The organism is Phenylobacterium sp. P4_E10 (assembly GCF_056401675.1).
Genome location: NZ_JBFUIW010000016.1, coordinates 21,382 through 35,124, shown reverse-complemented (window position 1 = coordinate 35,124; position 13,743 = coordinate 21,382). Strand labels below are relative to the sequence as shown.

Sequence of the window (13,743 nt, the reverse complement as noted above, 5' to 3'; positions counted from 1 at the left end):
CGGCGTAGCTCGCCGCCCATAACGTCGGCGCGCCGCGCGCCAGCGACCGGGTCGGGAGGGAGCCCCCCGCAAGGTGAGACCGTGAACGCATCGATATGGTCCGGTTCGACCGGGGGGAGCGGCCGCTTCACCCTGAACCACGCGATCGCCGTCTATATGGCGGCCGCGGGCTTCTGGGTGCTGTTCGTCGCCTTGGCTTCGACCTCCGCAATCCTGGTGGGGGGCTATAGCTATCAGCCGCAGAACCTGGGCTGGGACGCGGCGCTGGTCCTGCAGGGCGCTCTGTTCTCGGTGCTCATCCGCGCGCTCCTGGAGCGGCTGACCGGCCAGCCCTTCTGGGGACAGCTGATGATCACGGCCTTGGTCCTCATCGCCTGCGCCCCGGTCTTCGAGGCCGGTTTCCGGGCGCTCAACGCGGTGGTGCGCGACAGCGGCCCGCCGGACTTCACGCCGGTGAAGGTGCTCGGCGGCGCCGTTTTCTGGCTCGCCCCGCTCGGGCTCTGGGCGGCGGTGAACCTGGCCCTGCTGCACGACGCCGAGGCCAGGCGGCGCGAGCGGCGTCTCGCCGAGGCCCGCGTCCAGGCCCAGGAGGCCCAGATCCTCGCCCTCCGCTACCAGGTCAATCCGCACTTTCTCTACAACGCGCTCAACTCGATCGCGACGCTCATCCTCGACCGCCGCGTGGACCTCGCCGAAGAGATGGTCCTGCGGCTGTCGGAATTCCTGCGCGCCGGCCTCGCCAACGATCCGCTCGCCGATGTCCGCCTGGTCGAGGAACTCGCCCTCCAGCGCCTCTATCTGGCCGTCGAGGAGGTCCGCCTCGGCGACATGTTCGTGGTCGAGATCGACGTGCCCGTCACCATCGAGGACGCCCGCGTTCCCAGCCTCATCCTCCAGCCCCTTGTGGAGAACTCCGTGAAACACGCCCTCCGCGGCCCCGGCTTCGTCACCACCCTGCGCATCAGCGCCCGCCGCGCCGACCAGCGGCTGATCCTGGAAGTGTGCGATGACGGGATCGGCGCCGCCGCCGGCCTGGGCGGCGCGGGCGTCGGGCTCGGCAATGTCGAACGCCGGATCGCCGCCCGCTTTGGTTCGGCCGGCAGCTTCGAAGCTTCGGGCGACGCCGGCGGCTTTACGGCCCGCATCACCCTTCCGCTGGTGTTCGCCTGATGGCTCGGTTGCGTATCCTGGCCGTCGACGACGAGTTGCTCGCCCTGCGCCGCATCGAACTGCTGCTGCGCGACTGGCCCGACGTCGAGCTGGTCGGCAAGGCCCGCTCCGCCGAGGCCGCCCTGCCCCTGATCGCCGAGCTCACCCCCGATGTCCTGCTGCTCGACATCAAGATGGGACCGGTAAGCGGGTTGGAGATGCTGGACTCGCTGCCCGACGCAGATCCCCCCGCCGTGGTGTTCGTCACCGCCTACGACCACTACGCGGTGAAGGCCTTCGACCTGAATGCCGTCGATTATGTGCTCAAGCCGGTGCGGGCCGAGCGGCTGCGCGAGGCCCTGACCCGCGCGCGGCGCGAACGGGAAATCGCCGCCGCAGGCGCCCAGCTCAGCCATCTGCGCGCCACGGTGGAGAAGATCGGCCGCGAGCAGGCCGGCGAGCTGGTCCGCTCGGCGATCTGGGCCGAACGCCGCGGAGAGCGCGTCCGCGTCTCGCTGCGCACGATCAACTGGGTGCAGGCCGAAGGCGACTATGTCCGCATCCACCTGCAGGACGGCTCGCTGCTGCAGCGCAAGACCATCAGCTCGATGGAAAAGGAACTGGGCCCGGAGTTCATGCGGGTCCACCGCTCGTCCCTGGTCCGCCGCGACCGCGTCGGCTCGATCTGGCGCGCCGGCGATCGGAACCTGCGCGTGCGACTGGAGTCCGGCGAGGAACTGAAGGTCGGCCGCTCCTACGAAGACTCCATCCGCGCCCTGCTGAGCGCGCGGCCGGACTAGGCGCCTTCCGCCCGCGGGTCCTGAACGCAGAACCGGTTGCCCTCGGGGTCCAGCATCACCGTGTAGCCCTCGCGCGCCTCGCGCACCTGCGCGCCCAGGCCGATCAACCGCGCCACCTCCGCCTCCCGCGGCCCGCCGACGACGTCCAGATGCAGCCGCCCTTCACCCGCCCGCACCGACAGCTGGAAGCAGAGCGTCGGTCCCGGCCCATCGACCATCACCGCGGGGTCGGTCTCCGGCGTCAGCCCCAGCCCCGCCAACCGCGCGATCTCGGCTTCGTCATAGACGCGCACATCGTAGCCCTCCAACGCCCCCGCCCAGAACCGCGCCAGCGCCGCCGGCCGGGCGCAATCGACGACGATCTCGCGGATGCGGGCCATGCTCAGTCCGCCTCCTGGAAGCCAAGACGCTCCATCACCGCGGGATGATAGGTCGGGCCGACCTGGACGACCACGCCGTCCATCAGCACCAGCGAGGAGAGCCCGCGCCCCGTCCGACGCACCTCGCGGACGCGGTCGGGGGCGACGAAGGCCGAACGGTGCACCCGCATCAGCCGGCTGCCGTCCAGCTTGCGCTCCAGCGCCGACATGGTGGCGCGGTGCATGTTGCTGCGCGTGGCGGTGTGCAGCAGCACGTAGTCGCCAGCCGCCTCGATCCAGTCGATCTCGCGCAGCAGCACACGGACATGGCCGTTCCGGGTCTGCACCCAGATGCCATCGCCGTCCTCGGCGTCCGCCGGAGTCGACAAGGTCAGCTGGCTGCGCAGGCTCTGCCGCCGGCGGGCCCGCTCGATCGCCTGGCGCAGACGGTCGAAGCGCACCGGCTTCAGCAGATAGTCCGCGGCCTCCACCTCGAAGGCGTCGGGCGCGTACATCTCGAAGGCGGTGACGAAGACGATCTCCGGCCGATGCGCCGGCGGGATCTGCGCGGCGACGCTCAGCCCGTTCAGCTCCGGCATCTGGATGTCGAGCAGGACCAGATCCGGCTTCTCCTCGGCGATCGCCGCCAGCGCCGCCGGGCCGTCAGGCGCGGCGCCGACGATCGTTACATCGCCGATCTGGGCCAGCAGGGCCTTCAGCCGCTCCAGCGCCGCGGGCTCATCGTCGACCAGCAGGACCCGCATCGTCACGCCGCCAGGGCCTGCTCTTCACGCAGCCGCAGCGGCATGCGGATCAGGGTGCGGTAGCCGCCGCCCGGCTTGGCGCCGGACTCCAGGCTGCTGCGGTCGCCATAAAGCGCCTCCAGCCGCTGGCGCACATTGGCGACGCCGACCCCGCCGCCGCTGCGTTGCTCCGCCGGCGCCGCCTCGCCGTCATCCTCGACCACGATGACCAGCTGCTCGCCCTCCCGCCGCGCCTCGACCAGCAAGGTCACCGGCCGCGTCGTACGGGACACCGCATGCTTGATCGAGTTCTCGACCAGCGGCTGCAGCAGGAAGTTCGGGATCTCGGCGCGCTCCAGGTCCGAGGGACAGACGAACCGCACGCCCAGCCGCTCGCGGAAGCGTTCGCCCTCGATGGCCAGATAGGCGTGCAGCGCTTCTAGCTCCTCCTCGAGAAGCACCATCGCCTCAGGATCGGCGGCCAGGGTCACGCGGAGGAATTCCGCCAGCCGCGAGAGCATGGTCTCGGCCTCCTCGATGCGCAGGTTGACCACTGCCGAGGACACCGCGTTCAGCGTATTGAACAGGAAGTGCGGATTGAGCTGATAACGCAGCGCCGCCAGCCGTGCGGCGGTCGCGGCGTTCTCCGCCTTGAGCGCCGCGGCCTGCGCGGCGGCCAGGTCGCGGTCCCGCTGCTGGACCATGCGGTTGGATCTCAGCAGCAGGAAGATCACCCCTGTCAGCCAGAAGATCCAGGCCAGCCCGATCCAGTTGACCAGGGCATGGATCAGCACCGTGTCCGGACTCAACGGCGTCTCGGCCGGCGACAGCAATTCGCGTAGCGGATCCTTGGCAAGCAGATCCAGACCTGAGACCACGCCGCCGCAAAGGATCGAGACGGCGATCACCGAGGCGTAGCGCGCAGGTCCGCTCCAGCCGGCGACGCCGCGGACCACCGCGAAGATCAGGGCGCTCAGCGCCATCCCCTCCAGCCCGATCAGCACAATGCGGGCGGTCGCCGCCGCGCTTATGGACTCTCCCAGGAGAACATTCGGCGCGAAGAACAGGAGCACGTCCACTGTCCAGAGCACGGCCGCCAGCAACGCGATCTGGCGAAACTCTTGCGTCTTGAACATCCGCACCCCCTTCAAACTTCTGCAAAAACTATAACGATGCTTACCGGCTCGCACGCAATCTCGTCGCGTCGCGGAGCGCTTTCATCGTGTCGCTGGCCCCTCGCCGATCGCTCCGGCCCCGCAGGCCAGCGTTTTCGTCTCCCGACCGAAGGCCAGGACGCCGTGATCGAACGCTCGCAGACGTGCGGCCGCGCGCGGCGGAGGGTGGGCGAACGTTCGATGGAGACCGCATGTCCTTCCCTCACCTGCGCGCGGCGATCGCCGCAGCCGCCTGCCTCGCCGCCGCGCCCGCCGTGGCCGAACCTCTGCAGCTGCTGGCGAACGGCCTGCCGGTCACCGAGCTGCGCATCGATGGCCGCGGACCGCACAGGTTCGTCATCGACACCGCGGCCACCCGCACCGCCATCCTGCCCGGCTACTTCGCCGCGCTTGGCAAGAGCCCGACCGTGGTCGGCGGCCAGACCGTCCAGGGCGTCGGCGGCGCGGCCAGCATCGACCTGATCGCGCTCAGCGACCTCGCCGTCGCCGGCCGCACGGTGGAACGGCTTGAGGGCTACGCCCTGCCGGCCAGCCCGGTTGACCAGCTCGGCGTCCAGGGCATCCTCGGCGCCGACGTGCTCAGCCGCCATGTTCTGGTGCTCGACGCTCCGCGCCGCGACTGGCGCCTCGAGACGAAGCTCGCCGATGCGGACGTGGCCAACTCCGGCGCGCCGTTCACGCTCGACGACGGGCAGACGCCTCGCCTCACGGTGATGATCGACGGCCAGGCCATCCCCGCCATCGTCGACACCGGCGCGGCCCGCACGATCATGAACTGGGCCGCGGCCCAGGCGCTGGGCGTCGATCAGGCCGATCCCGGCCTCCAGCACGGCGGCTCGGCGAGCGGCGTCGGCGCCGCTGCGACCAGCGTCGTGCGCCATACCTTCAAGAACCTCGAGTTGGCCGGGCAGTCCCGGCGCGACGCCGAATTGCGGATCGCCGACCTGCCGGTTTTTGGCGCGCTAGGCTTCGGCGAGGGTCCGGCCATCATCGTCGGCATGGACCAGTTCGCCGACCGCCGGCTGGTCATCGACTACCCGAACCGCCGCATCTATCTGGGCGCAGTCGCGGGCTGACTCTTCATCGCGCGGCCCTGCGCTTTCGTCGCGTGGAGCCGTTTCGCCCAACGCCCTGATCGATCCGATCCCGCCTTCCGCCGCTCGACCTTTCGCCGCCAGGCCCTCGGCTAAGAGCTCCGGACGCCGCCCCCGCCCTCGCGCGATCTTCGGGCCGACAAACGTCCTATGGAGATCGACGATGAGAACCCGCGTGGTCCTTGCGACCTTGCTCGGCGCCGCCCTGGCGTCCGCCACCCCAGCCTCGGCGGCGGTGATATTCAAGCAGACCTTCGATGGCGCCCTGGGCGCGAACGAGTCCCTCGGCGGCCGGTTCGCGCTTAGCGACGGCCACGTCGGTCACGTAAACAACTACGTCAACAACGACTATTCCTACTACCAGCTTGCGCTCGACCTGACCGGCGTCACCAAGGCCATCCTGTCCTTCGACTTCGACCTGATCTCGGAGCTGGGGTTCGACGGCTTCAACGTGCTCGGCTCGACCGCCAGCACTTTCAACGCCGCCACCGACCTGCTGCCCCCGACCTCCGCCGGCGTCTACGGCCCGATGAAGGGCGGCTTCGTGCGGCTCGGCAATGTCGGGGCCTCGGGCGACATCGACGGGACGATGGAGATCGACCTCAGCCAGTTCGCCGGCGAGACCGTGAACCTGCGGTTCCAGTTCCAGTCCGACCAATTCGCCTTCAAGCGCGGCGTCTGGTTCGACAACGTGACCGTCACCGACGGGGCGATCGCCAGCCCGGTTCCTGAGCCGGCGACCTGGGCGATGATGATCACCGGGTTTGGCCTGGCCGGCGCTTCGGTGCGCAGCGCCCGCCGCCGCTCGGCCGCTTTCGCCTAAACTCGGGCGAGGGAGGCCGCCGGCCTCCCTTCGCTCACATGCGCTCGCCCGGCAGTCGGCTGGCCTGCTTCACCCAGTCCACGAACTGGGCCTCGTCCAGCGCGTCATCTTCGCGGATGTCGAGGTAGCGCACGTCCTTCTGCTTGGACGCGCCGGGCGGGAGCGGTGCCAGCGCCGCGCCCTTGAAGAACGCCACCTTCACGTACTTGTCGAAGCAATGGTAGCTGAGGAACCAGCCCTCGCCCTCCAGGCCATAGAACGGCGAGTTCCACTTCACCGCCTTGCTGACCCCCGGCACGGCCTGGACGATGAGCGCGTCCAGCCTCCGCCCCAGTTCGCTTTTCCAGCCGGGCATGGCGGCGATGTAGGCCTGCACCGGCTCGTCGCCGTAGCCCTTCGAAATCTGCGGATTGCCGCCGGAAAGCAGGTTGACCATCGCCCCTGTCCCTCAGTCGGTTCGCGCCAGGACCTGCTCCAGGCTGTCGAAGAACCGCGGCCAGCCCTGCAGGGCGCCGCCATAGGCCTGCTTCTGGTCGGGCCGGAAGCCGGCCTGCTCCATGCGCAGATGGGTCCCCGCGCCGGTCGGGGTCAAGGTCCAGGTGACCACGCTCTCCAGGCCGTGGGCCTCCCACGTGTAGGCCAGGGTCTTGTTCGGCTCCACCGCCAGCACCTTGCAGTCGACCGAGCCCCAGTCGGCTCGCAGGCTGAACCCGTGTCCCACCTTCGGCTCGAAGTCGTTGTTCATCAGCCACTCTGCGATCAGGTGCGGCTGGGTCAGCGCCCGCCAGATCCGCTCCAGCGGAAACGGCACCTCCCGCTCGACCACGACGGCGCGGGTCTTGGTGTCGGCATCGGTCATTGATCCATCCTCCTGAGCAGATCTTCCAGCTTGTCGAACCGGGTCTCCCAGAACCCGGCCATGTGATGCGTCCAGTCGAGCAGCGGGGCCAAGGCGCCGAGCTGCGCGCTGTAATGAGTCTGGCGGCCCTGATGGCGGTCGCTCACCAGTCCGGCCTGCTTGAGCACCCCAAGATGCTTCGAGACCGCCGGCTGCGAGACACCGGCCTGCGCAGTCAGCGCCCCGACCGTCTGCTCGCCCTCGCGGCACAGCCGTTCGAACAGCGCCCGGCGGGTCGGGTCGGCCAGAGTCCGGAAAAGCACGTCGTGGGAGGGCGTCATCTGAGATCTATAACTCGCAGGCTATTGATCGTACCTATAACCGATGAGATATATGTGGCAAGCAGCTTTGCGACGGGATCAATCCGGCCCGCACCGCATTCGCTATCAACTCGGCAACTGGAGGTTCGGGCATGGATGACGTCGCAGCACAGGGCAGCCCCTCCGCGCTGATCGATCAGCGCATCAAGGACCTCGGCGACTGGCGCGGCGAGCTGCTCGGCAAGCTCCGCGCCCTGGTCCAGGAAGCCGATCCCGACGTCGTCGAGGAGTGGAAGTGGCGCGGCGTGCCGGTCTGGTCGGACCACGGCATCATCTGCACCGGCGAAACCTACAAGGAGGTCGTCAAGATGACCTTCGCCAAGGGGGCCTCGCTCAACGACCCCAAGGGCCTGTTCAACTCCAGCCTCGAGGGAAACACCCGCCGCGCCATCGACTTCCGCCAAGGCGAGGGGATCGACGCCGAGGCCCTGAAGACCCTCATCCGCGACGCCGCGGACCTGAACAAATCAAAGAAGGCCAAGCGCTGATTCAGGCCGCGGCCAGGAACGCCGGGGGATGACGTTCCTGGCCTGGCCAGCCGCCGGTTGGCGGCAAGGGACCCGATGACCTAGGCCCCGCTGTTCGACCCGCATACCTTTGCCGTAGCGGCCGCCGCCCGGCTATCAGGCTAAACCCTAAGCACGCCGCGCGCGGTCGGCGCCGTCTCCGGGTTTTCACCGATTTGCGGCTCAGCGTTCCCGGCCGATCCTCAAGCAGAGCTGGAGGTGGCCGTGGATGTCCTGACGAACTGGGTCTACAGCGCCCCGATCCTCGTGGTCGGCGCCGCTGTCTTGGCCCTGATGACGCTGGGCGTCGTCCTCGGCGCCGCGCTGCGCCGACGGCACGATCGCGGCCGGGGCGACGCCGAGCGCTCCGACGAGCTCGACGGCTTCATCTCCTCGGCGGTGCTGGGTCTGCTCGCCCTGCTGCTCGGCTTCACCTTCGCCCTGGCCGTCGATCGGTTCGAGACCCGCCGCGCGCTTGTGCTGGAAGAAGCCAACGCCATCGGCACCACCTACCTGCGCACCCAGCTGCTGGAAGAACCGCATCGGACCCGGATCAGCGGCCTGCTGACCGACTACACCGGCAATCGTCTCGCCCTGGCGACCGCGCCAGCGGAGAAGATCCCGCCGCTGCTCGCCGAGAACGACAGGCTGCTCACCGAGCTCTGGGCCGCCACGTCATCGGCGTTCCAGACGGTCAAGCATCTGGACTTCTCCAGCGCCTATCTCGAGACGATGAACAACCTCATCGACCTGGACGCCTCCCGGAAGGCGGCGCGGCGGGTGCACGTGCCGACCGAGGTGTTCGTGGTCTTGATCATCTACATGGTCGTGACCGCCAGCGTGCTCGGCTATCTCTTTGTCGCCCCGCGCGGGCGGGCCGGAGCGATGTTCATGCTGGGCCTGCTGGTGCTGTGCCTGATGCTCATCCTGGACATCGATCGCCCGAACCGCGGCGGGATCCGCGAGAGCCAGGCGCCGATCGAACTCCTGCTCAAATCGATGAAGGACCTGCCGATCTCGGACTACGACCGCTACCGGATCCAGGACGCCAAGCCGCCGCCGAGTTGAACTGGGGTTCCACCTGATGTCCCGCCCGCCGAGCCGTCCCTAGGCTGTAAAGCCGGGCGCTCGATGGCGCGCGCCTGGCGGAGCAGACCGATGTGCGCGAGCCATGTCTGACGCAGCGCCGATCGACGCCCCCTACCGGCGCGCCGCCGCCGACGTCGCCCAGGCGCTGGGCGTCGATCCCGAGCAAGGCCTGACGTCCGCCGAGGCCGCCTCGCGCCGGGCGCAATACGGCGCCAACGAGCTGACCGCGGAGCCCCCGGAACCGGCCTGGCGCAAGTTCCTGGACCAGTTCACCGACGTCCTTGTGGTCCTGCTGATCGCCGCGGCCCTGTTGTCGGCCGGCCTGTGGGCGATCGAGCGCGAGACCCCGTGGCCCTACGAGGCCACCGCCATCCTGGCCATCGTCGTCCTCAACGCCATCCTCGGCTACTTCCAGCAGGCGCGCGCCGAGCAGGCGGTGGCCGCCCTGCGGCGCATGTCGGCCGCGCACGCCAGCGTCCTGCGCGACGCCGAGCGGCAGAAGGTCCCCGCGTCGGAGATCGTGCTGGGCGACGTCATTTTGATCGAGGAAGGCGACACAGTGCCGGCCGACGCGCGGATCATCCGCTCGGCCTCGCTGCAGACCGCCGAGGCCGCCCTCACCGGCGAGAGCCTGCCCGTCTCCAAGGACGCCGCCGTGCTGCCCGGCGAGGCCATGCTGGGCGACCGCCACAACATGGTCTTCAGCGGAACTGCGGCGACCTACGGGCGCGCCACCGCGGTGGTCACCGCCACCGGCATGGAAACGGCGATGGGGCGCATCGCCGGCGCTCTGAAGACCACGGGCGCCGAGACTACGCCGCTGCAGGAAGAGCTCGATCGCACGGGACGCCGGCTCGGCCTGGTCGTGGTGATCATCGCCGTGCTGATGATCGGCGCGATCCTGATCTTCAAGGACGTGCAGGGCCTGGGCGCGATCTTCGAAGTGCTGATCCTCGGTGTGGCCCTGGCGGTCGCGGCGGTGCCCGAGGGGCTGCCGGCAGTGGTCACCGCAGTGCTGTCGCTCGGCGTCCAGCGCATGGCTGCGCGCAAGGCCATCATCCGCCACCTGGCCGCCGTCGAGACCCTTGGCTCGGCCGACGTCATCGCCTCGGACAAGACCGGCACGCTCACCCGCAACGAGATGACGGTCCGCCACATCGTCACCGCCAGCGGCGTCGTCGACCTGGAAGGCGCCGGCTATTCGCCGCAAGGAGCCGTCACCCGGCGCGGCGGCGGGCAGATCGAAGGCCCTTTGCGCAGCGAGCTGGTCCGCGCCCTCGCCGCCGCCGACCGCGCCAACAACGCCGTCCTGCAGTCCCACGACGGGGGCTGGTCGGTGCAGGGCGATCCGACCGAGGGCGCGCTGATCGTGGCCGCGCATAAGGCCGGGCTGGAGGAGGAGGCGCTGGAGGCGCGGTTCGAGCGCGTGGCCGAGGTGCCGTTCTCCTCCGACCGCAAGCTGATGAGCACCGTCGACGCCGACGCCGAGCGAGGCGGGCGGCTGCTGGTCTGCACCAAGGGCGCGCCCGACGTCCTGCTCAGCCGCTGCACCCAAGAGCAGGTCGGCGACGCCTTCCGGCCGCTGGACGCCGCGCGCCGCGCCGCCATCCTCGCCGCCAATGAGGAGCTCGCCGGCCAGGCCCTGCGCACGCTCGGCGTCGCGTTCCGCCCGCTGCCGCAAGGCTCGGCCGCAGCGGTCGACGAGGGTGTCGAGCACGAGCTGGTGTTCCTCGGGCTGATCGGCATGATCGATCCGCCCCGCGCCGAGGCCCGTATCGCCATCGCGCAGGCGCGGGCCGCGGGCATCCGGGTGATGATGATCACCGGCGACCACCCGCGCACCGCCGCCGTCATCGCCTCCGAGCTTCAGATCACCGCCGATGGTCGCGTCGTCACCGGGACGGAGCTGGCGCAGCTCTCCCAGGCGGAGCTGGAACAGACCGTGCGCGAGGTCTCGGTCTATGCCCGCGTCAATCCCGACCACAAGCTGCGGATCGTGCAGGCGCTGCAGAAGGACGGCCTGATCGTCGCCATGACCGGCGACGGGGTCAATGACGCGCCCGCCCTCAAGACCGCCGACATCGGCGTGGCCATGGGGATCACCGGCACCGACGTGTCCAAGCAGGCCGCCGACATGATCCTGGCCGACGACAACTTCGCCACCATCGTCGCCGCCGTCGAGGAAGGCCGGGCGATCTTCGCCAACATCCGCAAGTTCCTGCGCTACCTGCTCTCGTCGAACATCGGCGAGGTGCTGACCATGTTCCTCGGCGTGGTGCTGGCCGACGTCATCGGGCTCGGCGGGGGCGGAGAACTGGTGCTGCCGCTGCTGGCGACCCAGATTCTCTGGATCAACCTGGTCACCGATGGCGCGCCGGCCCTGGCGCTCGGCGTCGACCCCGCCGACGACGGGACCATGCAGGCGCCGCCGCGGCCGACCGGCGAGGGCGTGATCACAGGGCGGATGTGGGCCGGCATCGTCTTCGTCGGCCTGATCATGGCGGCCGGGACCCTGCTGGTGTTCGACGCCGCGCTTCCGGGCGGGCTGATCGAAGGCAGCGGAACGGTCGCCTACGGCCAGACCATGGCCTTCACCACCCTCACCCTGTTCCAGCTGTTCAACGCCCTCAACGCGCGGTCCGACGATCGCAGCGCCTTCGACGGCCTCTTCGCCAACCGCTGGCTGTGGGCGGCCATTGCCCTGTCGCTCGGCCTGCAGGTCGCCGTTGTCCATGTCCCCTTCCTGCAGGCGGCCTTCTCGACGGTCAGCCTCGACCTCTCCGACTGGCTGGTCTGCGTGGCCGCGGCCAGTTCGGTCCTGTGGCTGCGCGAGCTCAGCAAGTTCCTGCGCGACGACGGGGGCAGCGGCGGCGGCTTCCACGCCGCCAGGCCGCCAAGGACCGAGATCCTCGCGCCCCGCATGTGGAGACGTTGATCGCCGCCGTCAGATTTTGCGGTCCTGCCAGTAGGCGTCGCGCAGCACCCGCTTGTAGAGCTTGCCGGTCGGCAGCCGCGGCATCTCGGCGATGAAGTCGATCGACCGAGGCGCCATGTAGTGGGCCACCTTCTCGCGGGCGTAGGCCATCAGCTCGGCGGCCAGCGCGTCGCTAGGGGCCTGGCCGGGCGCCGGCTCGATCACTGCCTTCACCGCCTCGCCCATCTCAGCGTCCGGAATGCCGAACACCGCCACGTCGGCAACCTTCGGATGGGTGACCAGCGCGTCCTCGATGGCCTGCGGATAGATGTTCACCCCGCCGGAGATGATCATGAACGCCTTGCGGTCGGTCAGGTAGAGATAGCCGTCCTGGTCCAGGTAGCCGACGTCGCCCAGCGCATTCCAGCTCGGGTGCTGCGGGTGGCGCGCCGCAGCCGTCTTGGCCGGGTCGTTGTGGTACTCGAAGGTCGGGACCTCGCGCTCGAAATAGACCAGACCGGTCTCGCCGACCGGCAGCTCGTTCCCGTCCTCGTCACAGATGTGCAGCACCCCCAGCGCCGCGCGCCCCACCGAGCCGGGATGCTCCAGCCAGTCCTCGCTGGTGATGAACGTCGAGCCCGAGCCTTCCGTCCCGGCGTAGTATTCATAGAGGATCGGCCCCCACCACTCGATCATCTGGCGCTTCACCTCCACCGGGCACGGGGCGGCGGCGTGGATGGCGACCTGGTGGTTGGAAAGGTCGTAGCGGGCTCGCACCTCTTCCGGCAGCTTCATCATCCGCACGAACATGGTCGGCACCCACTGGCTGTGGGTGACGCCGTATTTTTCGATCAGCTGCAGCGCCTGCTCGGCGTCGAACCGCTCCATCATCACCACCGTTCCGCCGAACGACTGGACCGACAGCACGTAGGCCAGCGGGGCGGCGTGATAGAGCGGCGCCGGCGACAGATAGACGGATTGCGGCGTCAGGCCGTAGCGGTTGACCGCCTGGCGGGTGTCGAACCCGACCGAAGGCGTGATCTCCGGCAGCGGCCGCAGGATGCCCTTGGGCCGACCGGTGGTCCCCGACGAATAGAGCATGGAGTCGCCCATCCACTCCTGCGCCAGCGGCTCCGGCGAGCCCGACGCCACCGCCTCCTCGTAGGACGCCCAGCCGGGGATCGTCCCGCCGACCATCAGGCGGATCGGGCAGTCGGGGATCAGGTCCGCCAGCGCCGCGGCCGTTTCGCGCTTGGCATAGGAGGTGACCAGCGCCTTGGCCCCGCAATCGCTGGCGATATAGGCCGCCTCGTCCGGCGGCAGGTAGCGGTTGATCGTCGTGACATAGAGGCCCGAGCGGAACGCCGCCCAGACCGGCTCCATGAAGGAGAGGTTGTTCTCCATCAGCACCGCGATGTGGTCCCCGCGCCGCAGGCCCTGGGCGTAGAGGTACTGCGCGAACCGGTTCGACCGCGCGTCCAGCTCGGCATAGGTCACAGCCTGGCCGGTGTCGGCCGAAACGATGGCCGGCTTGTCGGGCGTCAGCCGCGCATGATCGGCGAGATACATTGCTTCCCCTCCCTAGCGGCCCTTCAAGGCCGTCTGTGCTTGGAGAACACGTTATCGCAAGCCGGCGGGCCGTAAAGCGCTTGAGGCGTCGCCTCGCCCGCAGGGACGGCCAGCACAGATTTCACAGCCATGTGATTCGCCATATGGCGTTATTCCAAGAATGCTCATTTTTAAGTAGTATATCTGCGCTGTTCAGTGAGCGTGCTGCGGTCCCCAAGGTGGGGCCGGGTCACGTCCCAAGTTCTGCTCGTTCCCACGACGTTTGAGTTGCAGCGCCTCTGCGCTGCGTTGCGGCTGCACGCGT

Annotated in this window: 14 protein-coding genes; 7 read left to right on the top strand and 7 right to left on the bottom strand. The window is 69.2% G+C overall.

All coding sequences use genetic code 11. The annotated features are described in order from the left end of the window. Nucleotides 1-81 precede the first annotated feature (81 nt). Both AC1DQJ_RS17135 and AC1DQJ_RS17130 read left to right on the top strand, forming a co-directional pair. The gene (locus AC1DQJ_RS17135) at nt 82-1,170 is read left to right on the top strand and encodes a sensor histidine kinase (RefSeq protein WP_477605465.1); all 1,089 of its coding nucleotides are present in this window, start codon (nt 82-84) and stop codon (nt 1,168-1,170) included. Beyond that, a complete protein-coding gene (locus tag AC1DQJ_RS17130) occupies nt 1,170-1,949 on the top strand; it encodes a LytR/AlgR family response regulator transcription factor (protein ID WP_477605463.1) in 780 nt (259 codons plus the stop codon). Before AC1DQJ_RS17135 ends, AC1DQJ_RS17130 begins: the two co-directional genes overlap by 1 nt. Here the strand turns inward: AC1DQJ_RS17130 and AC1DQJ_RS17125 are convergent. The 3 genes from AC1DQJ_RS17125 to AC1DQJ_RS17115 are packed head-to-tail and all read right to left on the bottom strand — an operon-like array spanning nt 1,946 to nt 4,187. After that, on the bottom strand, nt 1,946-2,329 hold the full coding sequence (locus AC1DQJ_RS17125) for a VOC family protein (protein ID WP_477605461.1): 384 nt from the start codon (nt 2,327-2,329) through the stop codon (nt 1,946-1,948). The two genes, AC1DQJ_RS17130 and AC1DQJ_RS17125, sit on opposite strands and share 4 nt — an antisense overlap. A gap of 2 nt (nt 2,330-2,331) precedes the next feature. Continuing rightward, nucleotides 2,332-3,072: a LytR/AlgR family response regulator transcription factor gene (locus AC1DQJ_RS17120; RefSeq protein WP_477605574.1), complete on the bottom strand. Its 741-nt coding sequence runs from the start codon at nt 3,070-3,072 to the stop codon at nt 2,332-2,334. A gap of 2 nt (nt 3,073-3,074) precedes the next feature. Next, nucleotides 3,075-4,187 (bottom strand): sensor histidine kinase, encoded by a 1,113-nt coding sequence (locus AC1DQJ_RS17115; protein WP_477605459.1) that lies wholly within the window; start codon nt 4,185-4,187, stop codon nt 3,075-3,077. Nucleotides 4,188-4,417: 230 nt separating this feature from the next. Between AC1DQJ_RS17115 and AC1DQJ_RS17110 the strand changes: the two genes are divergently transcribed. Then, nucleotides 4,418-5,302, top strand: a complete 885-nt coding sequence (locus AC1DQJ_RS17110; RefSeq protein WP_477605457.1) for an aspartyl protease family protein — start codon at nt 4,418-4,420, stop codon at nt 5,300-5,302. Between the two features lie 181 nt (nt 5,303-5,483). Continuing rightward, complete coding sequence (locus AC1DQJ_RS17105; protein ID WP_477605455.1) at nt 5,484-6,143, top strand: PEPxxWA-CTERM sorting domain-containing protein; 660 nt, start codon at nt 5,484-5,486, stop codon at nt 6,141-6,143. A gap of 34 nt (nt 6,144-6,177) precedes the next feature. Here the strand turns inward: AC1DQJ_RS17105 and AC1DQJ_RS17100 are convergent, their stop codons facing one another. The 3 genes from AC1DQJ_RS17100 to AC1DQJ_RS17090 are packed head-to-tail and all read right to left on the bottom strand — an operon-like array spanning nt 6,178 to nt 7,322. Continuing rightward, on the bottom strand, nt 6,178-6,579 hold the full coding sequence (locus AC1DQJ_RS17100; RefSeq protein WP_477605453.1) for a DUF1801 domain-containing protein: 402 nt from the start codon (nt 6,577-6,579) through the stop codon (nt 6,178-6,180). Between the two features lie 12 nt (nt 6,580-6,591). Next, nucleotides 6,592-7,002: an SRPBCC family protein gene (locus tag AC1DQJ_RS17095; protein WP_477605451.1), complete on the bottom strand. Its 411-nt coding sequence runs from the start codon at nt 7,000-7,002 to the stop codon at nt 6,592-6,594. Continuing rightward, nucleotides 6,999-7,322 (bottom strand): ArsR/SmtB family transcription factor, encoded by a 324-nt coding sequence (locus AC1DQJ_RS17090; protein WP_477605449.1) that lies wholly within the window; start codon nt 7,320-7,322, stop codon nt 6,999-7,001. Before AC1DQJ_RS17090 ends, AC1DQJ_RS17095 begins: the two co-directional genes overlap by 4 nt. Before the next feature lie 131 nt (nt 7,323-7,453). Between AC1DQJ_RS17090 and AC1DQJ_RS17085 the strand changes: the two genes are divergently transcribed. From AC1DQJ_RS17085 to AC1DQJ_RS17075, 3 genes are all read left to right on the top strand, one after another. Continuing rightward, nucleotides 7,454-7,849 carry a DUF1801 domain-containing protein gene (locus AC1DQJ_RS17085; protein WP_477605447.1) on the top strand — a complete coding sequence of 132 codons (396 nt, stop codon included), beginning with the start codon at nt 7,454-7,456 and terminating at the stop codon, nt 7,847-7,849. Between the two features lie 243 nt (nt 7,850-8,092). Further along, a complete protein-coding gene (locus AC1DQJ_RS17080) occupies nt 8,093-8,935 on the top strand; it encodes a bestrophin-like domain (protein ID WP_477605445.1) in 843 nt (280 codons plus the stop codon). Nucleotides 8,936-9,038: 103 nt separating this feature from the next. Continuing rightward, entirely contained in the window at nt 9,039-11,891 is a 2,853-nt protein-coding gene (locus tag AC1DQJ_RS17075) for a cation-translocating P-type ATPase (protein ID WP_477605443.1), read from the top strand. Nucleotides 11,892-11,900: 9 nt separating this feature from the next. Here the strand turns inward: AC1DQJ_RS17075 and AC1DQJ_RS17070 are convergent, their stop codons facing one another. Next, a complete protein-coding gene (locus tag AC1DQJ_RS17070) occupies nt 11,901-13,439 on the bottom strand; it encodes an acyl-CoA synthetase (protein WP_477605441.1) in 1,539 nt (512 codons plus the stop codon). Nucleotides 13,440-13,743 lie beyond the last annotated feature (304 nt).